The sequence below is a fragment of the Actinomyces radicidentis genome (assembly GCF_001553565.1).
GTDB classification, from domain to species: Bacteria; Actinomycetota; Actinomycetes; order Actinomycetales; family Actinomycetaceae; genus Actinomyces; species Actinomyces radicidentis.
In genome coordinates, this window is sequence record NZ_CP014228.1 from 1,611,867 (window position 1) to 1,637,923 (window position 26,057).

Here is a 26,057-nt window from a genome sequence, read left to right on the forward strand (position 1 = left end):
CGTCGTGCCGGTGCGGGCGGACGGGCCCGGCGGGGGCGCTCAGGCCCACGGGTCCACGAGGATGCGGATCGGGTTGCCGACCTTCTTCTCCAGGTGCTCGATGCCCGTGCGGATCTCCCGCAGCGGCACGACCTCGCTCACCGACTCGGTGAGGTCGAGGCGCCCGTAGCGCAGCATCTCGGCGAGCATCGCGATGTCCTGCGTCTTGTAGCCGAGGTGGCCCAGGACCTGCTTGTTCTTGAGGTTGAACTCGAGGAAGGTCCCCAGGTTCATGTCCTGGGCGCTCATGCCGACCGTGACGACCCGCCCGTAGTTGTCGAGCGAGGCGACCGCCTGCTGGAGCGTCGAGTGGATGCCGACGGCGTCGAAGGCGACGTCGACCATGCGCCCGCCGGTCGCCGCGGTGATCGAGTCGAGGAGGTTCGGGTCGTCGGCGCGGAAGACGTGGTCGGCGCCGAGGCGCTCGGCGCGCTCCAGGCACTCCTCGTTGAGGTCGACGCCGATGATCGGCACCGCGCCTGCCAGCTTGGAGAGCTGGATGATGTGCGTGCCGACGCCGCCCAGGCCCCACACGCCCACGGCGTTGCCGGGGTGGACCTTGCCGGTGCGCACGACGGCCCCGAAGGGCGTGGAGACGGCGTCGGCGAGGATGGCGGCCTGCTCGAGGTCGACCTCGTCCGGAACGCGCGTCATGCCCATCGCGTTGGCGACCGTGTACTGGGCCCAGCCGCCGTCGTAGGCGAAGGCCATGAGACGCAGGTTGAGGCAGGCGGTGAAGTCGCCGCGCTGGCAGCGGCGGCACTTGAGGCAGGGGCGTCCCGCCGAGGGGATGACGCGGTCGCCGACGGCCCAGCCGGTGACGCCGGGGCCGAGGGCGTCGATCGTCCCGGCGGCCTCGTGGCCCTGGGTGACGACGGGCAGCTCGTGCGGGAAGGCGCCGTGGATGAGCGACAGGTCCGAGTGGCAGATCCCGCAGTAGGCCACCTTGATGCGCACCTGGCCGGGGCCGGGCTCGGGGATCGGAACCTCCTCGACCTCGACGCGCCGTCCGTCGGCGTGGAAGCGCTCGGCGAGCATCATCCCGGGAGCAGGGGACTGGGTGCCGGTCATGTGATCACGTCCTTGTCATCAGCAGCGTTCGGCCGTGGGGAGCTGGCTCCGTGGTGCGGGAGCCCGACCGCGGCCGGGCCGGCACCGTGCCGGCCACCGACGCAGCCATCGTAGGAACGCGGACGCGAGTACGGGGTCGTATCGTGGGTCGCGTTCCGGCCTCGGTCCGGGCGCCGCGTTCACGCTCCGCGAGGGCCCGCCCGGGCGCGCGCGGGGTTACAGAACGGGGGCGCCCCGATACCCTGGGGCGGTGAATGCGGTCGACGCCCTCGTCCCGGCACCACTGCCGGCGATCCTCACCGAGCCCTCCGCGGCCGGACGCACCCTCGTCATGGGGGTCGTCAACGTCACCCCCGACTCCTTCTCCGACGGCGGCCGCTGGGCCACCGCGGACCTCGCCGTCGCCCACGGCCGCCAGCTCTTGGCGCAGGGGGCCGACCTCGTCGACGTCGGCGGGGAGTCCACCCGCCCCGGTGCCCAGCGCGTCGAGAGCGAGGAGGAGCGCGAGCGCGTCCTCCCCGTCATCCGCGCCCTGGCCGCCGAGGGGGTCCCCGTCTCCGTCGACACGATCCACGCCGCCACCGCCCGAGCCGCCGTCGAGGCCGGCGCCGTCATCGTCAACGACGTCTCCGGCGGCCTGGCCGACCCGGACATGCACCCGCTCGTCGCCGAGGCCGGCGTCGTGTACGTCTGCCAGCACTGGCGCGGGAACCCCGAGACCATGAACGGCCTCACCGACTACGCGGGCGACGTCGTCGGCGGCGTCGAGGCCGAGCTGCGCGAGCGGCTCACGAGCCTGCGCGCCGCCGGGGTGCGCGACGAGCAGCTCGTCGTCGACCCCGGCCTCGGCTTCGCCAAGACCCACCCCCAGTCCTGGGAGCTCCTCGCCGCCACCGCCCGGCTGCGCGAGGACCTCGGTCTGCCGGTCCTCATCGGATCGTCCCGCAAGCGCTTCCTGGCCGGCGCCGTCACCCCCGAGGTGGCCGCTGAGCCCCTCGCCCGTGACGACGTCACGGCCGCCACGACCGCCCTCGCCGCCCTCGCCGGCGCCTGGGCCGTGAGAGTCCACGAGGTCCCGGCCAACCGGGACGCCGTCCGCACCGCCTCCCTCTGGAAGGAACCACGATGACCCACCCGAGTCACTCCAGCAGCGACAGGATCTGGCTCACCGGCCTGTCCGCCCGCGGGTACCACGGCGTCCTTCCCTCCGAGCGCCAGGAGGGGCAGCTCTTCAGCGTCGACCTCGTCCTCGACCTCGGTCAGCGCGGGACGGCCGTCGCCGCCCAGACCGACTCCCTCGACGACGCCGTCGACTACTCCGTCATCGCCGGCCAGGTCATCGAGGTCATCGAGGGCGAGCCCGTCAACCTCATCGAGACCCTCGCCGAGCGCGTCGCCGACGTCGCCCTGGCCCACCACCGCGTCCGGTCCGCGCACGTCACCGTCCACAAGCCGCAGGCGCCGCTCACCGTCGCCTTCGACGACGTCGCCGTCTCCATCCTGCGCACCGCCGACACCGAGTGGGAGGACGACGGCGCGAGCGCCGCCGCCCCCGCCGCCGCCCCGGCGCCCGCGGCCGTGCCGCCCGCGCCGCTGCCCTCCGCCGAGGACGAGGCCGCCGCCGCGGCCGGCCTCCCCGAGACCGCGGACGAGCCCGGCGCCGACGAGACCGCCGGTGACGTCGCCGACGCCGACGCACAGGCCCCGCCCGAGGCCGGGCTCGAGGACTCCGAGCTCGCCGCCGCGGCCCTCGCGGCCACCCCCGTCGCCGCGCCCACGGGCGGTGCCGCCGCCGCCGCGGCCGCCTTCGCCGCCGCGAGCCTCGCCGCCGACGAGTCCGAGCGCGCCACGGAGGCCGACGACGTCGAGCCCGCCGACGCGACCGAGGAGCAGGACGACGCGGAGACCGAGGAGCCCCCTGCCTTCGAGATCGCCCCCCAGGACGAGGCCGCCGCCGAGGCCGCCCCCGAGACCGAGCAGCCCGAGGAGGCGGAGCCGCAGGTCGACCCGCTCGACGCCCGCCCCGAGGGCCGCCCCGCCGAGGTCGTCATCGCGCTCGGCGGCAACGTCGGCGGCGTCGTCCCCGCCCTGCGCCAGGCCGTCGCCACCCTCCGCGAGACCGAGGGCGTCGAGGTCACCGCCGTCGCCCCGCTCGCCCGCACCCAGGCCCTCACCGACCCCGGGTCCGCCCCGCAGCCCGACTACCTCAACACCGTCGTCCTGGCCCGCACGAGCCTCTCGCCGCGCGAGGTCCTCGACCTGTGCCACCAGCTCGAGGACGCCGCCGGCCGCGTCCGCACCGAGCACTGGGGCCCGCGCACCCTCGACGCCGACCTCGTCGACTACGAGGGCGTCACCAGCGACGACGCCGAGCTCACCCTCCCGCACCCGCGGGCCGCCGAGCGCGCCTTCGTCCTCGTCCCGTGGTCCCAGGCCGACCCCTTCGCCGAGCTCGGCGGTCAGGTCGTCGCCACCCTCGCCGAGGAGGCCCCCGACCGTGACGGGGTGCGCTGGCTCGCCCTCGACTGGATCGACTCCGACCACCTGCCCGCCCTGCCCACCGGCCAGTACGTCGCCCCGCCCGCCCCCTCGGCGGAGTCGGCGCCCGCCCCGGCCGACGGGCCCGAGAGCCAGGGGATCTGATGCGCCGCACGCGCTGGACGACCGTCCTCGCGTGCACCCTCGCGACCGGCGTCCTCAGCTGGGTCGTCACCGACCTCCTCCTGCGCCGCCAGGGCTGGGTGCCCGAGCTCGCGCCGTGGGGCGGCGTCGTCGCCCTCGTCATCGCGGTCGTCGTCCTCGCCGCGGGCCTCGCCGTGCGGCGCCTGCGCGCCCACGAACCCACCTGGATGACGCCGACCGGCGCCGCGACGACGGCGAGCGCCGCCCAGGCCTCCGCCGTCGTCGGGTCCCTCTTCGGAGGCGCCTACGCGGGCCAGCTCGTTGTCGTCCTCGCCAACCCCGCGGCGTCGGCTCTTACCCGCCTCGGCTGGACCGCGGTCGGCTGCCTCCTCGCCTGCGCCGTGTGGGTCGCGGTCGGCCTGCTCGTCGAGCACTGGTGCGCCATCGACATGTCCGACGACGACGACGACGGCACCAAGGGGCGCGGCGGGTCCGGCGGCTCGGTTCCTCCCGGCGGCGCACCCGCCTGAGACCGCGTCTCGTCCTGACGGGGGAGGAGCTGCCGGGACCGCCCGTGAGACGGTGGACCCACCCGAACCCGAGGAGCACCACCCGATGAGCGCCCCTGACCCCATGACCGCCCCCAGCGCCGCCGACGCGACCGTCGCGCCCGACGCCGGCCCCTTCGACCCCGACGGCATCGCCTTCAGCCCCGTCTCGCCGCGCCTCGTCACCGCCCGGCTCCTCCTCAACGGAGGCTGGGACGCCGTCGTCATCATCGTCTTCGCCGTACTCGGCCTCCTCGTGAGCCCCTGGTTCCACATCGGCGCCGCGGTCGGCGCGGTCCTGCTCCTGTGGGAGCTCTGGCTCGTCCCGAGGCAGGTGCGCGCCATGGGCTACGCCCTCGCCGAGGACCACCTCCTGTGGCGCAAGGGCATCATGTTCCGCCGCATGAGCGTCGTCCCCTACGGCCGCATGCAGTTCGTCGACACCTCCCAGGGACCGCTCGCCCACCGGCTCGGCATCGCCGAGGTCAAGCTCCACACGGCCGCCGCCTCCACCGACGCCACCATCAACGGCCTGCCCGTCGAGGAGGCCGAGCGGCTGCGCCGGATCCTCTCCGAGCGCGGCGAGCAGAGGATGGCCGGACTGTGAGCGCCGAGCAGCAGCCCTCGCGCGCCGCGGCGCCCGGCCGCGAGGAGCGGCGCCGGAACCGATCGGCGCAGCGCGCCGCCGCCAGGGCGGCCGCCAGGGAGAACCGCGACATCGCCCTGCCCGAGGGCGTCACCTGGCAGCGGCTCCACCCCGTCACCCCGCTCCTCCAGGGCTGGAAGATCATCACCGCGGTCCTCGCGATCGTCACCGTCCAGAACCTCGACACCGCCATCGACGCCTACCAGGCGATCCGCGAGCACGGCGTCGACCTCTCCCACGGCGCGATCCTGTGGACCCTCACCGTCACCGGGCTCATCGTCGCGCTTACCGCGCTCGGGCTGTGGCTGTCGTGGCGGATGCGCACCTACGCCGTCGACCGCGACGCCGTCTACATGCGAAGCGGCGTCCTCACCCGCCAGCTGCGCATCGCCCGCCTGCCCCGCATCCAGTCCGTCGACGTCGTCCACCCGCTGCTCGGCCGCATCCTCGGCCTCGGCCAGCTCAGGGTCGAGGTCGCCGGCGGCGGCGACTCCCGCGTCCTCATCGGGTACCTGCGCACCGGTGACCTCGAGGAGCTGCGCGACGGGATCCTCGACCTCGCCGCGGGCGCCCAGGCGCCCGCTCCCGCACCCGCACCGGTGCCCTCCGCGCAGCCCGACGGCGAGCCCGGGGGAGCCGCCGGGAGCGCCACCGCCGCGCCGGGCGCCGTCACCGCAGAGGGCGCTCCGGCGGGCGGCCCGGACGGCCCGGACGCCGCCGGCGAGACCTCCGCCGCCCGCGCCCCGCTCGGCTTCGAGGACGCCGCGACCGGCGAGCGCCTCACCGGACTGGCCCGCGAGGAGCGCCCGCTCTACGCCGTCGACACCGGCCTCCTCCTGCGCTCCACCCTGCGCTCGGGGACGACGCTCCTCGTGGTCCTCGTCATCCTCGCCTCCGTCGGCGGGACCCTCGCGGCCTTCCTCCTCGAGGACGACGGCACCGACCTCGTCGGCCTCCTGCCCGCGCTCGTCGGACCCCTCGCGCTCGTCGGCGCCGTCTGGACCCGCTTCAACAAGGGATGGGGCTTCCGCGCCGCCGCGACCCCGGCCGGGATCCGCACCCGCTTCGGCCTCACCGCCGACACCTCCTCGACCCTCCCGCCGGGCCGCGTCCACGGCGTGAGCCTCCAGCAGGGCCCCTTCTGGCGCGGACCCGACTGGTGGCGCGTCGAGGTCGACGTCGCCGGCCGCACTTCCGCCGAGGTGTCCTCCTCCGGCGGGGTCGAGGACAACGGCGTCAACGTCCTCCTGCCTGTCGGCGACCGCGACACCGCCGAGCGCGCGCTCTGGCTCGTCGCCCCCGACCTCGGCACCACCGACCCCGACGCCCTCCTCGACGCCGTCCTCGGCGGCTCGGGCGACGACGGCGTCGGAGACCCGGGCGCGCCAGTGGGCGCCCCCGAGCGCGGCCTCATCAGGGTTCCGGAGCGGGCGCGGATCTTCTCGCCGATCGCCTGGCGCCACGAGGGGATCTGGCTCACCGACACCTGCGTCGTCCTCCGGCTCGGCCGGTTCTGGCGGCGCACGGGCGTCATCCCCTACGAGCGCATCCAGTCCCTCTCCGTCCACGAGGGCCCCCTCGCCCGGCGCCGCGGCCTCGGCAAGCTCCACCTCGACATGGTTGACAGCAAGGTCCCCGCCGAGATCTCCAACCTCGACCGGGACGACCTCACCGCCATCGAGCGGGTCATCGCCGAGCGCGCCCTGCGCCGTCGTCACGAGGAGCGCCTCGACCGCTGGCTCGAGCGCGTGGCCTGATCCCTCCGCCGCCCGTCCCGCAGCCCTGCCCGCCCCGTCCCAGCCGCCGGCCGACTAGCGAGATCGGGACATCCTGACCTCGAGATCGGGACCTAGCCCCGTGCCGCGCAGCACGCCGCTCCCTGCGTGCACGATGTCCCGATCTCGGAGTGAACATGTCCCGATCTCGGCGTGAGAGCATCGCGCCCATGAGCGACCACGCAGCCATCCCCGGTCCCGGCCGGCCCGGGCGCCTCGGCGTCGGCGTCATCTCCGCCGGCCGCGTCGGCGCCGTGCTCGGCTCCGCCCTGCGCAGCGTCGAGCACCAGCTCATCGGCGTCCACGCCGTCTCCGAGGCCTCCCGCGAGCGCGCCGAGATGCTCCTGCCCGGCGTCCCCCTCCTCGAGGTCGAGGAGATCGTCCGCCGCGCCGAGCTCGTCCTCCTCGCCGTCCCCGACGACGAGCTCGCCGGGCTCGTCACCGGCCTCGCCGAGATCGGCGCCTGGCAGATGGGGCAGATCGTCGTCCACACCTCCGGCCGCTACGGCGTCGGCGTCCTCGCCCCAGCCCAGGCCGCCGGCGCCATCCCCATCGCCCTGCACCCCGCCATGACCTTCAGCGGCTGGTCGATGGACCTGTCCCGCCTCACCGGCTGCCCCATGGCCGTCACCGCCCCGCCCACCTTCCTGCCCGTCGGCCAGGCCCTCGCCGTCGAGCTCGGCGGCGAGCCCTTCGTCCTGCCCGAGGAGGCCCGCCCCGCCTACCACGCGGCCCTCGCCCACGGCGCCAACCACCTCGTCACCCTCGTCGGCCAGGCCGTGCGCGCCCTCGAGGCCGCCGGCGTCGAGGACGGCGGAGCCACCCTGCGCCCGCTCCTCACCGCCGCCCTCGACGGAGCCCTCGATGACGGCGCCGATCTCGCCCTCACCGGCCCCGTCTCCCGCGGCGACGCCGGAACCGTGCGAAGCCACCTCACGGCCCTCGCCGGGCTCCGCGACGAGGATGGGCGCCCGCTCGCCGACGTCGTCGCCACGTACCGGGCGCTCGCCGCCGCCACCGTCGACCGCCGCGAGGCGACCGGCCGGCTCCGCGAGGACCAGGTCCGCGCCCTGCGCGAGGCCATCGGCGAGTGAGGGCCCTTCGGCGCGACTAGCCTGGCGCCCGTGATCACCACGCAGAACCAGCCCGTCACCCTCGCCCGCACCCGCGCCGAGCTCGCCGCCGCGCTCGACGCCGACACCGCGCCCCGCGCCGTCGTCATGACGATGGGCGCCCTCCACCAGGGCCACTTCGACCTCGTCGCAGAGGCCGCCCGCCGCGTCGGAGCCGATGGGACCGTCGTCGTCACCATCTTCGTCAACCCCCTCCAGTTCGCCGCCGGGGAGGACCTCGACGCCTACCCGCGCACCCTCGAGGCCGACGTCGACGGCCTCACCGCCACCCTCACCGGCGAGGCCCGCCACCTCGCCGTCGGCCGCCTCGTCGTCTTCGCGCCCACCCCCGAGGTCATCTACCCCGACGGCGAGCCGAGCGTCCGCCTCGACCCGGGCCCCATGGCCACCGTCCTGGAGGGCGCCACCCGACCGATCCACTTCGCCGGCGTGCTCCAGGTGGTCCTCACCCTCATGCACCTCACCCAGCCGCGGTGGGCGCTCTTCGGTCGCAAGGACGCCCAGCAGCTCGCCATCGTCTCCGCCATGGTCCGCGATCTCGCCGTCCCGGTGGAGGTCGTGCCCGTCGACATCCGCCGCGAGGAGTCGGGCCTGGCGATGAGCTCGCGCAACGCCTACCTCTCCGACGCCGAGCGGGAGCAGGCCCTCGCCCTGTCCCGCGCCCTCGAGGCCGGGCGCCAGGCCGCCGCCGCGGGCGCCGACGCCGCCGGGGTCCGCCACGCCGCCCTCGACCTGCTCACGAGCGCACCGGGCGTCGAGGTCGACTACGTCGCCGCCGTCGACCCGGTCACCTTCGTCGACGTCGCCGGCGCCGGCCTGGGTCTGCCCGGGGAGCGGGTCGCCGTGACGAGCGGCGAGGTCCTCCTTGCGCTCGCGGCCCGCGTCGGCTCCACCCGCCTCATCGACAACGCGCTCATCAGCCTCGGCTGAGGGCCCGACTGCCACGATCTGCACGGAACGGTGGCCGGGCGGTGCCCGCCGCGGTGCCGAGCCCCGGGATGCTGCGGCTCCCGCGCACGATCGGAGCGCGCGTCCCGTCCATTCACGCAGATCGTGTCAGCCGTATCGGCCGGAGCAGCCGGGCCCGGGCGTCGCCGACCTCACGCGGTGGCTCCGCGCCCCAGCCCCTAGGCTTGTGGGCGATGAGCTCCCGCACCCGCACGATGATGACCTCGAAGATCCACCGCGTCACGGTGACCCAGGCCGACCTCGACTACGTCGGCTCGATCACGGTGGACGCGGACCTCCTCGACGCGGCGGACCTCCTGCCCGGCGAGCGCGTCGACATCTGCGACTGCGACAACGGCAACCGCCTGTCGACCTACGTCATCCCCGGCGAGCGCGGTAGGGGCGAGATCTGCGTCAACGGCGCCGCCGCCCACCTCGTCCACCCCGGCGACGTCGTCATCCTCATCGGCTACTCCCAGCTCGACGACGAGACCGCCCGCACCTACGCCCCGCACGTCGTCTTCGTCGACGAGCACAACCGCCCCGTCCAGCTCACCGACGAGCCCGGTCAGGTCCCCACCGAGGGGATCGCCGGCGACGTCGCGCGACTGAAGGGCCTTCGCTCCTCCGGCATCCCCTTCGCCGAGGTCCGCGCCTGAGCGCGCCGCCGCCCGTCCCGTGGCCGTGAGCGAGGCGCTGTGAGCCCCAGCGCCCCCGCCCCGCCCCCGTGAGGATCAGGCCCGGCCGCGTCGAGGACCACCCGGCCCTCGTCCGCGTCTGGCGCAGCGCCGTCGACGTCACTCACGACTTCCCCGCCGTGGCGGACCGCGACGGCATCGAGGCGTGCCTCGCCCCCGACTACCTCCCCGCCGTGGAGCTCCTCGTCGCCGAGGCCCCGGACGGGCGGGTCCTCAGTTTCGCGGGGGTCCTCAACGGCGCGCTCGAGATGCTCTTCGTCGACGCCGCCGAGCACGGCACCGGTGTCGGCTCGGCACTCCTGGTCCGCGCCGTGCGCGAGCACGCCGTCACCCGCGTCAACGTCAATGAGCAGAATCCGGCCGCCCTCGCCTTCTACCTCCGCCGCGGCCTCGAGGCGGTCGGCCGCAGCGAGACGGACGAGGCCGGCCGGCCCTACCTGCTCCTCCACCTCCGCCTGCGGCCCTGAGGCCACTGCCCGGGCGGGGCAGGACGGCCTCCCGGTTGAGCTCGTCGGTGAGGGGACCGCGGTCACCCGGGGCTGCGCTCGTCCGACAGCGCCCGACACCCCGCCTCTGGGTAGGACGCACACGGGAGTGACGGGGAACGGCGCCCTGGACAGGTGACGATCCCGGTGCTCCTGCCGATTCGTGACGGGTGCGCGCGTGCGACCCCTGAGGCGACCAGTGCCTCCCGTGTGCAGGTGTCGGGTCAGTGCACACGGGAGGCCGGTGCCACCTCAGACGTCACAGAGGGGACCGCAGAGATCTAGCCGATTCCGGGCAGGTGCATCCTGCTCGAGTGTGCAACGCCCGTCATCGCTCCCACCACGATCGACACGAGCTCGTCGTCGGGAAGGCGGAGATCCTCGCTCGTGAGCCGGACCGGGATGAAGCCGCGTGCCAACGCGGACTGGTCGCGGTGGCGGTCCTTGATGAACTGCTCCCGACTCCGGTGGAACTCCCAGCCGTCCGTCTCGACGATGAGCCACTCCTCGACGAGGAGGTCGACCTCGCCCACACCCTCGAGCGCGACTCCCGTCCGGACACCGAGTCCGGCCGAGCGCAGGACGAGGCGCAGTCGCGTCTCGAGCGGGGAGCGGGCGCGCTCGTCGGCGCGCGCCAGGCGCGCCCGGGCCGACGCGTCGTAGCGGCCCGTGAGGAGGTCGGCGATCTCCTCACGCCTCGCGTGACCCCGGTTGAGCATCGCGTCCACGACGCAGAGCGCGTCGAGCTCGTCGAGGCACCGCAGGCACGCTGCGGCGACCTCGGCTGGCGCGTGCAGCGGGAACCCATCGACGGTGCACGGCGTCGCCTCGTCACGCCGGTGGATCCGGAGCCCCGAGAGGTCGCGCCGCCCGCTCGACCGGAGCGCCCGGTTCCTCGGCACCACCACGTGGACCTCGTCGTGCCGGTGCCAGGTCGGACAGCCCATGACTGCGGCCGCCGTGCAGCAGGTCAGCCGCCCGCCGACCGATCGCGCCCTGATCGTGCGCGGGTCCGCCTCCGGGACGGTGAGAAGCCCGGGCGCCGGGCGCAGGAGCGCTCCCGCCGCGACGGCCGCCGCGGCGGTTGCCCGGTCGCGCGCCGTGAGGAGAACCTCGGAGTCGTGCGCGACTCCGTTGACGAGGTCGAGCCGCCTGAGCACAAGGCTCAGGTCGTCGTCGGTGAGTGCGTCCATGCCGAAGACGATGAGTGATCACCGGTGCGGACGTCCGGTGGCACTCACAGGGTGACGAGGCTCCGTGGCAGGGGAACACCCTGTGGAGCCCGACCCGGCGGCGCCGAGGGGACCGCGGTGGTGTCCCATCCCTCGCGGCCGGCCGCGGGATCGGCCCGGGAGCGCCGGTAGAATCCGGCGCGTGACTGACGCGACTGAGAACCCGCAGACCCCCGCTCCCGAGTCCGCCGCCCCCGCTGAGAAGCCCCAGAAGCAGAAGCAGGCGAAGCAGGACCCGGGCCCCGGCGAGCAGTTCGAGATCCGCGCCGCCAAGCGCGAGCGGCTCCGCGCCGAGGGCTGGGAGCCCTACCCCGTCACCCTCCCCGTCACCACGACGATCGCTGCCGTCCGCGAGCAGTACGCGCACCTCGAGGCCGGCGAGGAGACCCAGGACGTCGTCGGCCTCGCGGGCCGCGTCGTCTACCTGCGCTCCTCCGGCAAGCTCTGCTTCGTCACCCTCTCCGACGGCGCCGGCACCACCATCCAGGCCATGGTCTCCGCCAAGTCCCTCCCCGGCGAGGGGCACACGAGCCTGAAGTCCTTCAAGTCCGACGTCGACCTCGGCGACCACCTCTTCGTCCACGGCCGCGTCATCTCCTCGCGCCGCGGCGAGCTCTCCGTCTTCGCCGAGACCGGTCTGGTCTCCGGCCACGACGCCGAGCAGCTCCCCGAGCTCGGCGACGACGCCGTCGAGGTCCCCGCATGGCGCATCGCCTCCAAGGCCCTCCTTCCGCTGCCCAAGACCTGGACGAACCAGGACGGCGAGTCCGTCTCCCTGTCCGAGGAGCAGCGCGTGCGCCGCCGCGAGCTCGACCTCCTCACGCGGCCCGCCGCCCGTGACATGGTCCGCACCCGCGCCGCGGTCATGCGCTCCCTGCGCGAGAGCTTCCACCGCCGCAGCTACCTCGAGCTCGAGACCCCGATGCTCCAGCCGATCCACGGCGGCGCCGCCGCGCGACCCTTCGTCACGCACATGAACGCGTACGACATGGATCTCTACCTGCGCATCGCCACCGAGCTCTACCTCAAGCGCGCCGTCGTCGGCGGTGTGGACCGCGTCTTCGAGATCAACCGGAACTTCCGCAACGAGGGCGCTGACTCCTCGCACTCCCCGGAGTTCGCCGCGCTCGAGGCCTACGAGGCCTACTCCGACTACAACGGCATGGCGGACCTGACCCGCGACCTCGTCCAGCAGGCCGCCCGCGACGCCTTCGGACTGCCCGAGGGCGGCGAGGTCGTCACCCTCGCGGACGGCAGCGAGTACGACCTGTCGGGCGAGTGGCCCACCATCGATCTCTACGGCTCCGTCTCCGAGGCCGTCGGCGAGGAGATCACCGTCGAGACCCCGCGCGAGCACCTCGTCGCCATCGCCGAGAAGCTCGGCCTGGAGGTCGACGACTACGAGGTGGCCGGCAAGGTCGTCGAGGACATCTTCGAGGAGACCGTCGGCAACGACCTGTGGGAGCCGACCTTCGTGCGCGACTTCCCCGAGGACACCTCCCCGCTGACCCGCTACCACCGCTCCCGTCCGGGCCTCACCGAGAAGTGGGACCTGTACGTGCGCGGCTTCGAGCTCGCCACCGCCTACTCCGAGCTCGCCGACCCGGTCGTCCAGCGCGAGCGCTTCGTCGCCCAGTCACTCGCGGCCGCCAACGGGGACCCGGAGGCCATGGTCGTCGACGAGGACTTCCTGCGCGCCATGGAGCAGGGCTTCCCGCCCTCCGGCGGCATGGGCATGGGCATCGACCGCCTCCTCATGGCGCTCACCGGCCAGGGCATCCGCGAGACCATCACCTTCCCGCTGGTCAAGCGCGGCTGACGACGGCGATCGGGGCCGCGCGCGGAGCGACGACGTCGCAGCGCCGGCCCGCTTGGCCCCTTCGACGGTGGGGCCCGGGACTCCCGGGTCCCGCCGTCGTCGCGTCCGGCAGCCCGACCGGCGCAGGGGCAGCGCTCGGAATGCCGACGTCGCCCACGCGGTTGGCCCGCCCGTGAAGGCCTACATCCTCAGCACGTACGGCGCCGCCCCGGTGCTCGCCGACGTCCCCGACCCGCACGCGGGCCCCGGCGAGGTCCTCATCGACGTCGCAGCCGTCTCCGTCAATCCCGTCGACGCGCTCCTCGCCAAGGGCACCGTCCGCCTCGTCGTCCCGCTGCACCTGCCGAGCCGCCTCGGCTTCGACGCCGCCGGCACCGTCCTCGAGGTCGGTGAGGGGGTCACCGGCCTGACCGTCGGCCAACGGGCCATGGTCCGCGCCGACCATCCCCACATGGGCGCCTTCGCCGAGCGCCTCGTCGTCGACGCCTCCGTCGTCGCCCCCACCCCGGCCGCCCTCACCGACGCCGAGGCCGCCTCGATCCCGCTCGCCGGCACGACCGCCTGGCAGGCCCTCGTCGACCAGGGCCGCCTCACCGCCGGCCAGAAGGTCCTCATCCACGCCGGCGCCGGCGGCGTCGGATCCCTCGCCATCCAGATCGCCAAGCACCTCGGCGCCGAGGTCGCCACGACCGCCTCGCCGCGCAACGCCGAGCTCGTCCGCTCCCTCGGCGCCGACCACGTCATCGACTACCACTCCCAGGACTTCACGGAGGTCCTCTCCGGCTACGACCTCGTCGTCGACGGCGTCGGCGAGAAGAACGTCCTGCGCTCCCTCACCGTCCTGCGGCCCGGCGGCCTCGTCGTCGGCCTCAACACACCGCCGGACGCCCACCTCGCCCGCACCCTCGGCGCCACCGGCCTCAAGGGCGTCCTTGTGCGCGCCCTCGGCGCCCGCGTCCAGCGGCGCGCGAAGAGGCTGGGCGTGCGCTACGAGTACCTCCTCATGCACCCCGACGGCGAGGACCTCGCCGCCCTCGGCGCGCTCGTCGACACTGGGGGTCTCCGCCCGGTCGTGGGCCGCGAGCTGCCCTTCGCGCAGCTCCCCGAGGCCCTCGCCTCCGCTCACAACGGCGGTGGCCACGGCAAGACCGTCCTCACGCTCGACCGCCGCTGAGGCGAGCCCGGGCGTCCCGCTCCTCTCAGCGGCGCCACAGCGGGCACAGGGGCCCGCTCCCAGCCCGTGGTCGCATGCTCGGTCCGGTACGACACGAGAGCAGCCCCATGCTCGCGGCCACCGCCACGGCAGCCCTGCCCGGCATCACCAACATCTTCAACGCGACCTCGCTGCTCACCGGTCTCGGCCCTTGGGTCCTCGCGGGTGTCGCCGTCGTCGTCTTCATCGAGTCCGGGGTGCTCTTCCCCTTCCTGCCCGGTGACTCGCTCCTCGTCACCGCGGCGGTGCTGCGCGCGAGCCTCGGGGTGGCGCTGTGGAAGATCGTCGTCGTCGCCATGCTCGCCGCGATCGCCGGCGACCAGGTCGGCGACCTCCTCGGACGGCGCTACGGCCGCAGGCTGTTCCGCGACGACGCCCGCGTCCTGCGCGCCGACCGCCTCGAGGCCGCGGAGGACTTCTTCGACCGCCACGGCTCGCTCGCGCTCGTCCTCGGGCGCTTCGTGCCCGTCGTGCGCACCTACGTCCCCTTCGCCGCGGGCACGGCCGGATGGGCCACCGCCACTTCGTCGGCTGGAACGTCACGGGAGCCGTCACCTGGGTCGGTCTCATGACCGCCGTCGGCGTGCTGCTCGGGGGTATCCCCGGCATCGCGTCGTCCATCGAGGGCTTCATGCTGCTCGTCATCGCGATCTCGCTGCTGCCGGTCGCGATCCCGGCCGCCCGCCGCTGGCTCGCCGCGCGGCGCGTCGCCCGCGAGGCCGAGCGGACCCTCATCGACGCCGAGGGCGCGGATCGCTCCGAGGCCGCCGTGGACGGCGGTGGGCGCGCCGACCAGACGGAGCGCGAGCTCGTCGGCACCCACCGCTGAGACCCGGGTGCCACGGGTAGCCTCGCCGCATGGCCAGCACCAACGCGCCAGCGGCGGGGAACGGGCGCTCCCGGTCCATCGCCGAGACCCGCCCCCCCCTCCACCGAGTCCGTTCCGGAGGCGCTGCGCGCGCACCGCCGCATCGACACCCACCACCCGCAGCTGCCCTTCTGGCTCGAGGCTCTCGGCGACGCCTCGCCCGGCCTCGGCCTCGTCGAGCCCGACCGGATCGTCCACGGCTCCGACAACCCCTACGTCACACCTGAGAAGGCCGCGGGCTTCGCCGCCCGCCTCGACGCCTACCGGCTCGGCGGGGGCGACGAGTCGCAGGACGAGGCGGAGAGCGCCCACGCCGTCCTGCACGAGGCCGTCGACCACGGCAACGCCGAGCGCCTCCTGCCGCGCCTGACCGCCCGCATCGCGGCGTCCACCGGAACCACCGCCGGCGCCACCACCCAGGAGAACTGACATGACCGACCAGAGCACCCCCTCAAGCACCTCCGACGGCGTTCCCACCCGGGCCGCCGGCACCGTCGACCTCCTCCACCGAGCCGCCGAGCTCGGCGTCGAGGTCTACGACACCGCCCAGTTCTACGGGGACGGCCTCGCGAACCGTCTCCTCGCCGAGGCCTTCTCCGGCTCGCGCGACGAGGTCCTCTTCGTGACGAAGGTCGGCGCCCGGCCGAACCCCGGCGGCCCGGCCCCCATGACCGCCGCCCAGAAGCCCGAGGAGCTGCGCGCAGCCGTCGAGGCCAACCTCGAGACCCTGCGCACGGACCGCGTCGACGGCGTCCTCATGCGCCGCATGGACATGCCCCCCGGTCTCCTCGCCGAGGGCGACCAGCGGGTTCCGCTCCTCGAGCAGCTCGACGCCCTCGAGGACATGCGGCGCGAGGGGCTCATCGGCTCGATCGGGCTCTCGCACGTCTCGCCCGAGCAGCTCGACGCCGCCCTCGCCGCCGGGCACGAGGTCGCCGCGATCTCCAACTTCTACAACCTCATCCGCCGCGACGACGAGGCCCTCGCCGAGCGCTCCGCCGCCGTCGGAGCCGCCTGGATGCCCTACTTCCCGCTCGGCGGCCGGGCCGTCCTCCCCGGCGTCGCCTCCGTCCTCGACGACGAGGTGCTGCAGTCCGTCGCGGACGAGACCGGCGCGACCCCGAACCAGGTGGGGCTCGCCTGGATCCTCGCGCACTGCCCGACCGGCCTGGTCATCTCCGGCACGACACCGGTGGCGCACCTCGAGCAGAACGTCGCCTGCGCCTCCGTGCGCCTCACCGACGAGCAGCTCGCCCGACTCGACGCCCGCGGCTGAGCCGGCAGAGCGACGACGGCGCAGCGTCGCCCTCCGGGGACAGGCACTCGTGGACGGGGCCGGGCTCCGAGCGCCCGCTCAGAGCACGCGCAGTCCCAGTTGCGCCGCCATCGCCGGCGAGAGCGCGACGACCTGCTCGGCGCCCAGGGTCGCTCCGCGCAGCCCGGCGACGTCGTCGACCTGCTCCAGGACCGCGCCGCGCAGGTCGACGTCGGCGAGCCTCGCCCCGCCGAGCGTGAGCGTCCCGACGCGCGAGTTCTCCAGGGAGACGCGCGAGAGCGTCGCGCCGGTGAGGTCGAGGGCGTCGACGACGCAGTCGCGCAGGACGACGTCGAGCAGGTTCGCCCGACCCAGGTCGAGGTGGCTGATCCGGCTCGAGGTGAGAACCACCTGGCGCCAGCCGGAGTCGTAGGCGGAGAGCGCCCCGATCCGCGAGCCGGCGAGCGTCACCTCGTACCAGGTCGAGCGCTGCGCGTCGAGCTCGGCGGCGCTCACGCGGTCGAGCCGGCACTGGGACAGCCGCGAGGAGACGAGCCGGGCGCCGTCGGCCCGCGCGTCGATCAGCTCGCACTCGACGAGCTCGATCCCCGTGAGGTCCGCCCCGGAGACCTCGGCGCCCTTGTAGCGGGTGAGGTCCGCGTAGGCTCCGGCGCGCAGGTCCGTCGCGGTGTGCTCCTCGAGGCCCGTCAGCACCGTCTCCCGCACCATCGGCGGGCGCGGCGCCGAGGGGCGACGTCCCGAGCCGGCGCCCTGGGCGGAGCGGGACCTCCCGCGCGGCTGGGGGCTCGTCCGGTAGATCGGCATGGCTCCTGTGTACCAGAGCGGATTGACGTCAGAGCGTGACCCTGGACCGTTCCTGTCCGGGGCGCTTCCGAGTTAGCATCACTCGTCGCGTCGATGACGATGCGCCCCGACCCACCGCCCTGACGAGGAGATCCCCGTGCCCCTGACCAGCCGGTCCCGTGATGATGATGCCGTCCAGACGGACAATGCGCGTACGGGCGCCCACGCGATCGGAGGTGTGTCCAAGGCTCGCAGCACGATCACCTGGATGATGGCTCTTGTGCTCGGTCTTGCCATCGGCGGCGGTGGGATGCTGGGTGCGGCGAAGCTCGGCTATCTCGACCACCACGAGGCGGACGTGGCGCAGATCCAGGGATCCTTCGCGGACATCGCTGAGCTCGCCACGGAGGAGTACGACTTCAAGGGCAAGCAGACCTTCACTGACGACGACCTCGACGTCCTCGGCCTTTCTTTGCCCTTCTTTGCGACCGAGTATTCCGTTACGTACGAGGGCACGGTGAAGGCAGGGATCCGGGACATCTCCAGTGTCAGTCTCAGCAAGAACGATGTTGCTCATACTGTGACGGTCACGGCTCCGGCGGTTCAGATTCTCGCGACGAAGATTGACCCGAGTACCGTCGAGGGCAGTGACACGGGTATCAACCTGTTCAAGAACGTCAGCGTCAGCGAGGTCGCGACGTTCCTGGCCGACAATGAATCCACGGCCGAAAAGCAGGCGGTGGAGGCGGGCGTCCTGAAGAAGGCCGAGCAGAACGCGACTGAACTCCTAACTCATCAGGTCAAGCTCGGACTGATGGGATCGGATCAGGAGGACTACACCGTCAAGGTGACCTTCAAGGACGCCGCCGGGAAGTGATCCCGCCGCGGGCGCCTCCGGGTGGGCTCAGGCGACGCCGTCGGCGCGGTTGGCCGGGATCGACGAGGACCCGATGTGCTCGGCGATCGTCGCCTCGCACTGGGCCCGCCCCACGGGTCGGCAGCCCTTGCCGGTCCAGTCGGCGATCTTGCCCGGCTCCTCGTGGGCGAGGCGCAGACCGCGCGTGAGCAGCACGTGGACGGGTTTGCGGTGCTCGGCCAGGTCGCGGCGCAGCCGGAACCACCAGGTCTGAGGGCGCGGCCGCTTGAGGACGAGGGCGTCGGCCAGCAGGCCCTCCTCGCGGCAGCGCTCGACGAGCTCGGCCGCGAAGATCCCCTCGGCGACGAAGGCCTCGGCCGTGCCGATGTCGAGGGCTGAGTAGTCGACGGTGGCGTTGTCCGGGATCGAGTACACGGGCACGCGCGTGCGCCCGTCGCGGCACAGCTCGCGGATGGCGACCATGGCTCGCTCAGCGTCCCAGGAGGCGGGGTGGTCCCAGTCGATGGCGCTCATGGCCTCGTCGCGCCCGACGCCGGCCTCGCCGGAGACGCCGCCGTCGAGCAGCGGCATGCCGGGCTCGTCGCCGTCGCGGTAGAAGTCGTCGAGCTTGAGGCGCTTGGCGCCGACACGGCGCAGGAGGGAGGTCTTGCCGGACCCGGAGGGGCCGGTCAGGAGGATGACTCGCGCGCTCACGTCACCCAAGAGTAGGGCTACCGGGCGGCCCCCGGCCCGCCGGGGGCTGTGAGATCGCCCTGGTCAGGCCTCCGCGAGGAGGACCTCCATCCGGGCGCGGGCTCCCTGCTCCCTCAGCGCGCGGAGCTCCGCGAGGTAGGCGTCCCGGAAGCGCTCGTCGTCGACGAGGTCCCCGAAGACCTCGGTGTTCCCGAGGAAGGCGAGGTCGTCACCTTCCTCCTGCGCACGGGCGATGTCGCCGAGCTCGTCGACGACGGGGATCTCCCCGCCGTTCTCGTCCGTGCCGAGGCAGCACAGGGACCAGGCGGCGCACATGGCGGCTCCGAGCCTGATCGGGCCGCCGTCGGTGAGGTTGGCCCGGATGGTGGGGAGCACGAACTTGGGCATGCCCGAGGGGCCGAAGAAGGCCAGGCGGGCCAGGGTGTCGGCGATGGCCGCGTTGGTGAAGCGTTCGAAGAGCGTGTCGACGTAGGAGGCCAGGTCGATGCCCGGTACGGGCAGGAGACGGGGGAGCGCCTCGCGCTCGAGGTAGGCGCGCGTCCACGCGGCGATGAGCGGGTCGGCGGCGGCCTCGTGCCCGTAGGTCATGCCCAGGCGTCGGCCCCAGTGGGCGAGGGACTGGTGCGAGGCGTTGAGGAGCCTGAGCTTCATGAGCTCGTAGGGGACGACGTCGTCGACCATCTGGACGCCGACTTCCTCGTAGGGCGGGCGGCCGGCTGGGAAGCGGTCCTCGAGGACCCACTGGACGAATGGCTCGGTGACGACCGGCCAGGCGTCGTCCACGCCGAGCTCGCTGCTCACCTCGGCGATGTCCTCCGGGGTCGTCCGCGGCGTGATGCGGTCGACCATGCAGTTGGGGAAGGAGACGTTGGCGTCGATCCAGTCGGCGAGCTCGGGGTCGCTGAGGCGGGCCTGGGAGACGACGGCTTGGTGGGCGACCTTGCCGTTGCCGGGGAGGTTGTCGCAGCTCATGACGGTGAAGGGGACGGTGCCGGCCTCGCGGCGCAGGCGCAGCGCCTCGACGATGTACCCGAAGGAGGTCTCCGGCTCGTGCGGGTTCGCAGCGTCGTGGACGGCTCCGGGGGCGTCGGTGCGGAACTCGCCGGTGGCGTCGTCAGTGTTGTAGCCGCCCTCCGTGACGGTGAGGGAGACGATGCGGGTGCTCGGCGCCGTCATGACGTCGAGGACGCCTGCACGGTCCTCAGGGGCGAACTTGTAGTCGTGGATCGAGCCGATGACGGAGGCCTCGTGGTGTCCGTCGGGGTGCTTGAGCGTGAGGCTGTAGAGGTAGTCCTGGCCGGCGAGGGCGTCGCGCATGGCGGCGTCCTGGGGGAGGAGGCCGACTCCGCAGATCGCCCAGTCCATTGCCTTCCCCTGCTGCATCAGGCGGTCGAGGTACATCGCCTGGTGGGCCCGGTGGAAGCCGCCCACACCCAGGTGGACGATGCCGGTGGTGAGGTGGGACCGGTCGTAGGCGGGGGCGAGGGGGGAGTCTGCGAGTGATGTGGCCATGATGGTGCTCCTGATGAGGTCGGTGCTGTGAGCGCGGTTGTTTCGGTGAGGGCTGGGTGCGACGGCGGACGGATCAGGCCATGCCGGCCTCCTCGGCGGCTTCGGCGTCGGTGACCTCGGGGCTCGCGTGGATGACCTTGGCGTTGCCGGGCAGCTTGAGCGCGAAGCACAGGCCGAAGGAGATCACGTACAGACCCGCCAGGCCGAGGGCCACGGGCAGGTAGCCGGCGGCCGTGGTGTCGTCGCCGAGAAGGAGGGTGACGACGGCGGGGCCGACGAAGGCGCCGAGACCCGCCCCGAGATTGAGGATGGCGAGCGCGTTGCCGGTCTCTCCGTGGGCGTGCGCCGTGATGAGCGGTGTGGTCGGGACGTGCGCGGACAGGCCGATTCCGATTGCGGCCGTGCCCAGGGCGATGAGGAGGAAGTTCGGGCCGGCGATGATCGGGATGACGTACATGTAGACGAGGGACAGTGCGCACAGCGGTGTGGCGGCCCACTGGAGGGTGTTGCGCCAGCCGATGCGGTCCCCCATGACGCCCCAGAAGACGTCGCCGAGGATCGCGACCAGGCCGAACACGGAGAACTCGAGGATGGCCCGGGACTCCGGCATGCCGAAGACCTTGTGGAGGTAGACGACGTAGAAGGCCTGCATGCCGTACTGGCCGGAGAGGTTGATGACCTTGACGACGCCGCCGATGGAGACCCTGGGGTAGCGCCAGAGGACCGAGACCGCCGAGCCCACCGCGGCCGTGACCGACTTGCCCTGCGTGACGGCGGACGACGGGTGACGCCAGAGGAAGAGCATGCCGGCCGTGCCTCCGGTCGCCGCCAGGACCCAGCCGACCCACAGCGTGGGGACGTGCCCGAGCTGGGGCACGAAGAAGCTCGAGAGGTAGGAGCCGAGGAACTGCATGCCCAGGGTGAAGGCGAACCAGAACCACCCGGAGGCGGAGGACTGGCGCTGCGGGGGCGTCACCATCATGAGCCAGGTGAGGAACCCGTAGGCGAACATGGGGTAGCCGAAGCCGCGCAGCCCGTAGAAGACGGAGAGCAGGAGGAGACTGCGGCTCGGGATGCCCGCGGTGATGAAGAGGGCGTCGAACACGAGGAAGGAGAGCAGGCCCGTGAGCATCACCTTGCGGCAGCCGAGTGCGTCGCACAGCGCGCCGGAGAGGAAGGCGGCGACGGCGACGATGATGCCGTAGGCGGTGATGATCGCCGAGGCCTGGGAGACGGTGAAGCCCACCTCGTCGGAGGACAGGAAGCTCGTGATCCAGACCGCCTCGATGCCGTCGCCGATGACGAAGACGACGACGGCGAGGAAGCCGGCTGTGAGGTCGGTGGGGAAACCGGTTCGTTGGATCGCGGCGACGAGCTTGTTCTGACTGGGCATCATTGCCTCCCGGGTCAGGGACATGGCGTCCCTCCGGCCACCGTGGCCGGTGGAGCCATCATCGGAGGGCAGGATGGGGTGAGAAGCGCCCGGTTCGGCGGACTCCGTGCCCGGTAGCCCGGTCGTGGCGGTGCACGGTCCGCACGAGCGATGTCGGAACGGCGCGGCTCTCCCGCTGCGCCCGCTCCGTGCGGCGACCGCTGCTGCGCCCGGACGGTTCCGGAAGAGGGGTTCGCGCGTGCCCGGTTCGTGACCGGTGCCGGCCCTCTCCCCTGCTGCAGGGGGCGCAGTCAGACCCGCTCGACCGTCGCTCCCAGTGCCGTGAGCCGCCTCGCCGTCGTCGCTCGAAGCTCCTTGCCGGTGATGATGCGCTCGAAGTCCCTCGCGTGCCCGAACCGGGCGAAGGTCGAGTGGGAGAACTTCGTGTGGCTCCCCACGAAGACGGCTCGCTGAGCGATCGACACGACCGTCTCCTTGACTTCGGCCACCGAGGGGCTCGGGGTGGTCATCCAGCCCTCGTCGCTGACGCCGTTAGCGCCGATGAAGGCGATGTCGGGCTCGATATCGCGCAGCATCCGGGTGGCCCATCGCTCCACCGTCCCCATGGTCACCCGTCGGAGTCGTCCTCCGATCACGACGACCTGCGTGCGGGGCCGCTCGGCCATCTCGAGGGCCGTGGGAAGGCTGGCCGTGACGATGGTGAGATCCCGGTCGGTCGGGAGGGCGCGCCCGACCAGCAGCGGCTGATAGCCCTCGTCGAGGAAGACGGTCTCGGCGTCCTCGAGATGGCGCACGGCGGCCTTGGCGATCCGCTCCTTCTCGTCCGTGAGGTGCTGCTCGCGGAAGTCACGGCTGGACTCGAAGGCACCGGAGTCCGCGGCCGTGACCCGGCCGTACGAGCGCCGCACTCGTCCGCTCTCCTCGAGCCAGCGCAGGTCGCGGCGGATCGTCTCCACGGACACGCCGAAGCGCTGGGGCAGCGTGGCGACCTCGACCTCGCCGTGCGCCCTGAGGTGGGCGATGAGGGCCTCGCGGCGGTCGGGGGCGGACGTGGCGCCGGGCAGGGCATCGTCGGTCATGACGCCATCCTGCCCCGGTCGGACGACCTCGGGTCCGCGTTCGCCCGGCCGCGCACGGCCCGCCGGGGGCTGTGAGATCGCCCTGGTCAGGCCCCGGGACGGACCTCGCCCCGCCGACCTGTTCGGCCGACGGGGCGAGGAGACTGGGCGGGCCCGCTGGAGGGCCCAGGAGATGGGCCGCGGCGTCAGTGCGCGATGACGACGCCGAGGTGGCGCGGCCCGTGGACGCCCTGGACGCGGACGAGCTCGATGTCGGCCGTGGCCGAGGGGCCCGCGATCCACGTCGTCGGGCGCTCCGGGTGCTCCCCGAGGACGTCGACGGCCTGCGGGACCGTGGGGACGACCATCTCGCGCTCGAGGACGCACACGTGGTGGTCCGGGACGAGGGTGATGGCGCGACGACCCTGGTCGGGCTCGCCGTCGAGGATGATCGTGCCCGACAGGGACACGCTCACCCGCGAGCAGGTGACGACGGCGTCGACCTTGTCGAGGTCGAGCGTCGCGATGGGCTCCTCGCGGGAGTCCTCGCGCAGCTCGCGCCCGGAGCGGGCGGCGGCGTCCTTGTAGACCTGCGGCAGGCCGGAGGGGACGACGACGACCTTCGCGTCGCCGAGGAGCTCGTCGATCGCCTCGGCGACGCCGGAGTCGGAGGTCTCGGTGCGCACGACGGCGTCGTAGTCCTCGAGCTTCTCGATCATGTCGGCCACGACGGGCTCGGAGCCCGGGGCGTCGGCGCCGACGCGGACGTAGTCGCGCGGGACCTCGGGCGCGGGGCCGCGCTGGGAGCGGGAGAGCGCGTCGCGCGCACGGGCGAGGATCGCTTCCTTGGCGTCCATCAGTTCTCCTCCTTGCTGAGGCGGGGCTGAGCGGCGGCGACGTCGTGGGCGTCGCGCTCGTCGCGGTGCAGCGGCGTCGTCGTCGACTCGGCGGTCACGTCGGCCGGGCTGTCCGGTCCGTGCGTCCGCTTCCACCACTCTCGGAAGTTCTCCTTCGGCGCCTCCGGGATGTCGCGGGCGCCGGTCCACATGGAGCCGGGGTAGGGCAGCGCGCCGATCTTGCCGTCGCGGGCGATGAGGCGGGAGACCTTGACGCCCTGCTGGGCCCAGGACCAGAGGCCGCCCGAGCTCATCGGGGGCTGAGTCGCCGTCATCGCGAGGTCCCACATGTCTGGGAGGACCTTCTTCTTGACGTCGACGGTGCGGGCGCGCAGGTGGATGAGGATCGTCGGGATGTCGATCTTCACCGGGCAGGCCTCGCCGCAGGCCCCGCACAGCGAGGAGGCGAAGGGCAGCATGTGGTTCGGGTCGTCCTCGGACAGCCCCTGGGTCAGCTGCGGGGTGATGATCGCGCCGATCGGGCCCGGGTAGACCGAGTTGTAGGCGTGCCCGCCGGTGTGCTGGTAGACGGGGCAGATGTTCATGCACGCGCCGCAGCGGATGCAGTGGAGGGCCTCGCGGCCGATCGGGTCCGCCAGGGTCTTGGTGCGCCCGTTGTCCATGAGGACGAGGTGGAACTCCTGGGGGCCGTCGCCCTCGGTGACGCCCGTCCACATGGAGGTGTAGGGGTTCATGCGCTCGCCGGTCGCGGAGCGGGGGAGGAGCTGGGAGAAGATCTCGACGTCCTGGTAGCGGGGGACGAGCTTCTCGATGCCCATGACGGTGATGAGCGTCTCCGGGAGCGTGAGGCACATGCGGCCGTTGCCCTCGGACTCGTAGACGGAGACGGTGCCCGTCTCGGCCACGCCCATGTTGGTGCCGGAGACGGCGACCTTGGCGTGGAGGAACTTCCTGCGCAGGTGCGCGCGGGCGGCGCCGGCCAGCTCGACCGGGTCGTCGGAGAGGTCCTCGGGGGCGTCGCCCATGCGGTCGAGGAAGATGCCTCGGACCTCGGAGCGGTTGCGGTGGATCGCGGGGACGACGATGTGGGACGGCATGTCGTCGGCGAGCTGGACGATCATCTCGGCGAGGTCGGTCTCGTGGGCGGTGATGCCCTCGGACTTGAGGTGCTCGTTGAGGTTGATCTCCTGGGTCGCCATCGACTTGATCTTGACGACCTCGTCGACGCCCTTGGCCTTGATGAGCTCGGTGACGATCCGGTTCGCCTCGGCGGCGTCGCGGGCCCAGTGGACGATGCCGCCGCGCGCGGTCACGTTCGCCTCGAACTGCTCGAGGAGCTCGGGCAGGCGGCTCATGGTCTCGTACTTGACGGCGCTGGCGGCCTCGCGCAGGGCCTCCCAGTCGGGCATCTCCGCGGCGCGCTGGTCGCGCTTGGAGCGGATGGTGCGCGTCGCCTTGCCGAGGTTGGCGCGCATCTGCGTGTTCTGGAGGGTCTTGTGGGCGCCGTGCTGGAAGTCCTCGCCCCAGCGCAGCGGGTTCTCCGGGATCTCGACCTCGGTGACCCAGCCGCCGGTGTGCGGGGCCAGGTCCCGCTCGATGGCGCTGGCGCGGGTCCGGGCGCGGTCGTCGGTGGTGGTCATCGGACCATCGCCTCCTCGGGGGTCGGGGCGTAGGAGACGTTGCCGACGAAGGGCTTGTCCTTCGTGGAGGCCAGGATCTCCGCCAGGTGCATGATCTTGACGCCGGAGTTGATGCGGGACAGGCCGCCGCCGACGTGCATGAGGCAGGAGTAGTCGCCCATGCACAGGACCTCGGCGTGGGTGGACATGACGTTGGTGACCTTGTCCGCGAGCATGGCCGTGGAGGTCTCGTGGTTCTTCATGGCGAAGGTGCCGCCGAAGCCGCAGCAGACCTCGGCGTCGGGCAGTGGCGCGAGGTCGATGCCCTCGACGGCGTTCAGCAGCTGGTAGGGGCGGTCGCCGACCTTGGCGATGCGCAGGGAGTGGCACGTGGGGTGGTAGGTGACGCGGTGCGGGAAGTAGGCGCCGACGTCGGTGACGCCGAGGACGTCCACGAGGAGCTCGGAGAGCTCGTAGGTCTTGGCGGCGACCTCCTTGGAGCGCTTGGCGAGCTTCGCGTCGCCGACGTGCTCGGCGACGAGCGCCTGCTCGTGGCGGGTCGCGCCGGCGCAGGAGCCCGAGGGGACGACGACGGCGTCCCACTCGCCGTCGAGGACGGGCTCGAAGGTCTTGACGTGGTTGCGGATGAGGGGCTCGGCCTTCTTGAAGTAGCCGGTGTTGGCGTGCATCTGGCCGCAGCACACCTGGCCCTCGGGGAAGACGACCTCGTGGCCGAGTCGCTCGAGGATGGTGACCGTGGCCTCGGGGGCCTGAGGGAACATCGAGTCCCCGATGCAGGTCGCGAAGAGGGCAATGCGCACGTGTGGACCTTTCGTCGACGCCGCCACCGCTGCGGTGGCGGACCTGGGTCCTAGGTTAGGGATCACTTTTC

At 73.0% G+C, this 26,057-nt stretch carries 25 protein-coding genes; 15 read left to right on the top strand and 10 right to left on the bottom strand.

Features of this window, described 5'->3' with window-relative positions:
* Positions 1–39 precede the first annotated feature (39 nt).
* Positions 40–1,110: a zinc-binding dehydrogenase gene (locus AXF14_RS06765; RefSeq protein ID WP_067941900.1), complete on the bottom strand. Its 1,071-nt coding sequence runs from the start codon at positions 1,108–1,110 to the stop codon at positions 40–42.
* Between the two features lie 250 nt (positions 1,111–1,360).
* Between AXF14_RS06765 and folP the strand changes: the two genes are divergently transcribed.
* The 9 genes from folP (at position 1,361) to AXF14_RS06810 (ending at position 9,947) form a co-directional block, all read left to right on the top strand.
* Positions 1,361–2,239, top strand: coding sequence for a dihydropteroate synthase (folP, locus tag AXF14_RS06770; protein WP_067941902.1), 879 nt, complete (start codon positions 1,361–1,363; stop codon positions 2,237–2,239).
* Positions 2,236–3,753 (top strand): 2-amino-4-hydroxy-6-hydroxymethyldihydropteridine diphosphokinase, encoded by a 1,518-nt coding sequence (gene folK / locus AXF14_RS13260; protein WP_084355426.1) that lies wholly within the window; start codon positions 2,236–2,238, stop codon positions 3,751–3,753. Before folP ends, folK begins: the two co-directional genes overlap by 4 nt.
* The gene (locus tag AXF14_RS06780; protein ID WP_067941904.1) at positions 3,753–4,262 is read left to right on the top strand and encodes a DUF3180 family protein; all 510 of its coding nucleotides are present in this window, start codon (positions 3,753–3,755) and stop codon (positions 4,260–4,262) included. The genes folK and AXF14_RS06780 overlap by 1 nt, the downstream gene beginning before the upstream one ends.
* A gap of 85 nt (positions 4,263–4,347) precedes the next feature.
* On the top strand, positions 4,348–4,887 hold the full coding sequence (locus tag AXF14_RS06785) for a PH domain-containing protein (RefSeq protein ID WP_067941906.1): 540 nt from the start codon (positions 4,348–4,350) through the stop codon (positions 4,885–4,887).
* Positions 4,884–6,683 (top strand): PH domain-containing protein, encoded by a 1,800-nt coding sequence (locus tag AXF14_RS06790; protein WP_067941908.1) that lies wholly within the window; start codon positions 4,884–4,886, stop codon positions 6,681–6,683. The genes AXF14_RS06785 and AXF14_RS06790 overlap by 4 nt, the downstream gene beginning before the upstream one ends.
* A 188-nt stretch (positions 6,684–6,871) precedes the next feature.
* Complete coding sequence (locus AXF14_RS06795; protein WP_150118443.1) at positions 6,872–7,795, top strand: Rossmann-like and DUF2520 domain-containing protein; 924 nt, start codon at positions 6,872–6,874, stop codon at positions 7,793–7,795.
* Positions 7,796–7,825: 30 nt separating this feature from the next.
* The gene (gene panC, locus AXF14_RS06800) at positions 7,826–8,764 is read left to right on the top strand and encodes a pantoate--beta-alanine ligase (protein WP_067941910.1); all 939 of its coding nucleotides are present in this window, start codon (positions 7,826–7,828) and stop codon (positions 8,762–8,764) included.
* Between the two features lie 212 nt (positions 8,765–8,976).
* Positions 8,977–9,441 carry an aspartate 1-decarboxylase gene (gene panD / locus AXF14_RS06805; protein ID WP_067941912.1) on the top strand — a complete coding sequence of 155 codons (465 nt, stop codon included), beginning with the start codon at positions 8,977–8,979 and terminating at the stop codon, positions 9,439–9,441.
* A gap of 68 nt (positions 9,442–9,509) precedes the next feature.
* On the top strand, positions 9,510–9,947 hold the full coding sequence (locus AXF14_RS06810; protein WP_067941914.1) for a GNAT family N-acetyltransferase: 438 nt from the start codon (positions 9,510–9,512) through the stop codon (positions 9,945–9,947).
* A gap of 299 nt (positions 9,948–10,246) precedes the next feature.
* Here the strand turns inward: AXF14_RS06810 and AXF14_RS14470 are convergent, their stop codons facing one another.
* Positions 10,247–11,158 carry a hypothetical protein gene (locus AXF14_RS14470; RefSeq protein WP_236755326.1) on the bottom strand — a complete coding sequence of 304 codons (912 nt, stop codon included), beginning with the start codon at positions 11,156–11,158 and terminating at the stop codon, positions 10,247–10,249.
* Positions 11,159–11,339: 181 nt separating this feature from the next.
* On the opposite strand from AXF14_RS14470, the gene AXF14_RS06820 reads away from it, so the two are divergent.
* From AXF14_RS06820 to AXF14_RS06835, 5 genes are all read left to right on the top strand, one after another.
* Complete coding sequence (locus AXF14_RS06820) at positions 11,340–13,016, top strand: lysine--tRNA ligase (RefSeq protein ID WP_084355428.1); 1,677 nt, start codon at positions 11,340–11,342, stop codon at positions 13,014–13,016.
* Positions 13,017–13,188: 172 nt separating this feature from the next.
* Entirely contained in the window at positions 13,189–14,190 is a 1,002-nt protein-coding gene (locus AXF14_RS06825) for an NADP-dependent oxidoreductase (RefSeq protein ID WP_067941916.1), read from the top strand.
* Positions 14,191–14,297: 107 nt separating this feature from the next.
* Positions 14,298–14,801 carry a DedA family protein gene (locus tag AXF14_RS06830; RefSeq protein WP_236755328.1) on the top strand — a complete coding sequence of 168 codons (504 nt, stop codon included), beginning with the start codon at positions 14,298–14,300 and terminating at the stop codon, positions 14,799–14,801.
* Positions 14,798–15,058, top strand: coding sequence for a hypothetical protein (locus AXF14_RS14475; protein ID WP_236755331.1), 261 nt, complete (start codon positions 14,798–14,800; stop codon positions 15,056–15,058). The genes AXF14_RS06830 and AXF14_RS14475 overlap by 4 nt, the downstream gene beginning before the upstream one ends.
* A 469-nt stretch (positions 15,059–15,527) precedes the next feature.
* On the top strand, positions 15,528–16,373 hold the full coding sequence (locus AXF14_RS06835) for an aldo/keto reductase (RefSeq protein WP_084355429.1): 846 nt from the start codon (positions 15,528–15,530) through the stop codon (positions 16,371–16,373).
* A 78-nt stretch (positions 16,374–16,451) separates the two neighbouring features.
* On the opposite strand, the gene AXF14_RS06840 is transcribed toward AXF14_RS06835, so the two are convergent.
* Positions 16,452–17,177 (bottom strand): pentapeptide repeat-containing protein, encoded by a 726-nt coding sequence (locus AXF14_RS06840; protein ID WP_084355430.1) that lies wholly within the window; start codon positions 17,175–17,177, stop codon positions 16,452–16,454.
* Positions 17,178–17,313: 136 nt separating this feature from the next.
* On the opposite strand from AXF14_RS06840, the gene AXF14_RS06845 reads away from it, so the two are divergent.
* Complete coding sequence (locus tag AXF14_RS06845; RefSeq protein ID WP_067941918.1) at positions 17,314–18,033, top strand: DUF4230 domain-containing protein; 720 nt, start codon at positions 17,314–17,316, stop codon at positions 18,031–18,033.
* Positions 18,034–18,060: 27 nt separating this feature from the next.
* On the opposite strand, the gene AXF14_RS06850 is transcribed toward AXF14_RS06845, so the two are convergent.
* The 7 genes from AXF14_RS06850 to AXF14_RS06880 all read right to left on the bottom strand — a co-directional run bounded on the left by AXF14_RS06850 (position 18,061) and on the right by AXF14_RS06880 (position 25,986).
* Complete coding sequence (locus tag AXF14_RS06850; RefSeq protein WP_067941920.1) at positions 18,061–18,726, bottom strand: ATP-binding protein; 666 nt, start codon at positions 18,724–18,726, stop codon at positions 18,061–18,063.
* Between the two features lie 63 nt (positions 18,727–18,789).
* Complete coding sequence (locus AXF14_RS06855) at positions 18,790–20,238, bottom strand: mannitol dehydrogenase family protein (protein ID WP_067941922.1); 1,449 nt, start codon at positions 20,236–20,238, stop codon at positions 18,790–18,792.
* A gap of 73 nt (positions 20,239–20,311) precedes the next feature.
* Positions 20,312–21,631 (bottom strand): RbtT/DalT/CsbX family MFS transporter, encoded by a 1,320-nt coding sequence (locus AXF14_RS06860; protein WP_084355669.1) that lies wholly within the window; start codon positions 21,629–21,631, stop codon positions 20,312–20,314.
* A gap of 290 nt (positions 21,632–21,921) precedes the next feature.
* A complete protein-coding gene (locus AXF14_RS06865) occupies positions 21,922–22,710 on the bottom strand; it encodes a DeoR/GlpR family DNA-binding transcription regulator (RefSeq protein ID WP_067941924.1) in 789 nt (262 codons plus the stop codon).
* Between the two features lie 185 nt (positions 22,711–22,895).
* Positions 22,896–23,546: a LutC/YkgG family protein gene (locus AXF14_RS06870; protein WP_067941926.1), complete on the bottom strand. Its 651-nt coding sequence runs from the start codon at positions 23,544–23,546 to the stop codon at positions 22,896–22,898.
* Positions 23,546–25,186, bottom strand: coding sequence for a LutB/LldF family L-lactate oxidation iron-sulfur protein (locus AXF14_RS06875; protein ID WP_084355431.1), 1,641 nt, complete (start codon positions 25,184–25,186; stop codon positions 23,546–23,548). The genes AXF14_RS06870 and AXF14_RS06875 overlap by 1 nt, the downstream gene beginning before the upstream one ends.
* The gene (locus tag AXF14_RS06880) at positions 25,183–25,986 is read right to left on the bottom strand and encodes a (Fe-S)-binding protein (RefSeq protein WP_067941930.1); all 804 of its coding nucleotides are present in this window, start codon (positions 25,984–25,986) and stop codon (positions 25,183–25,185) included. The genes AXF14_RS06875 and AXF14_RS06880 overlap by 4 nt, the downstream gene beginning before the upstream one ends.
* Between the last annotated feature and the right edge of the window lie 71 nt (positions 25,987–26,057).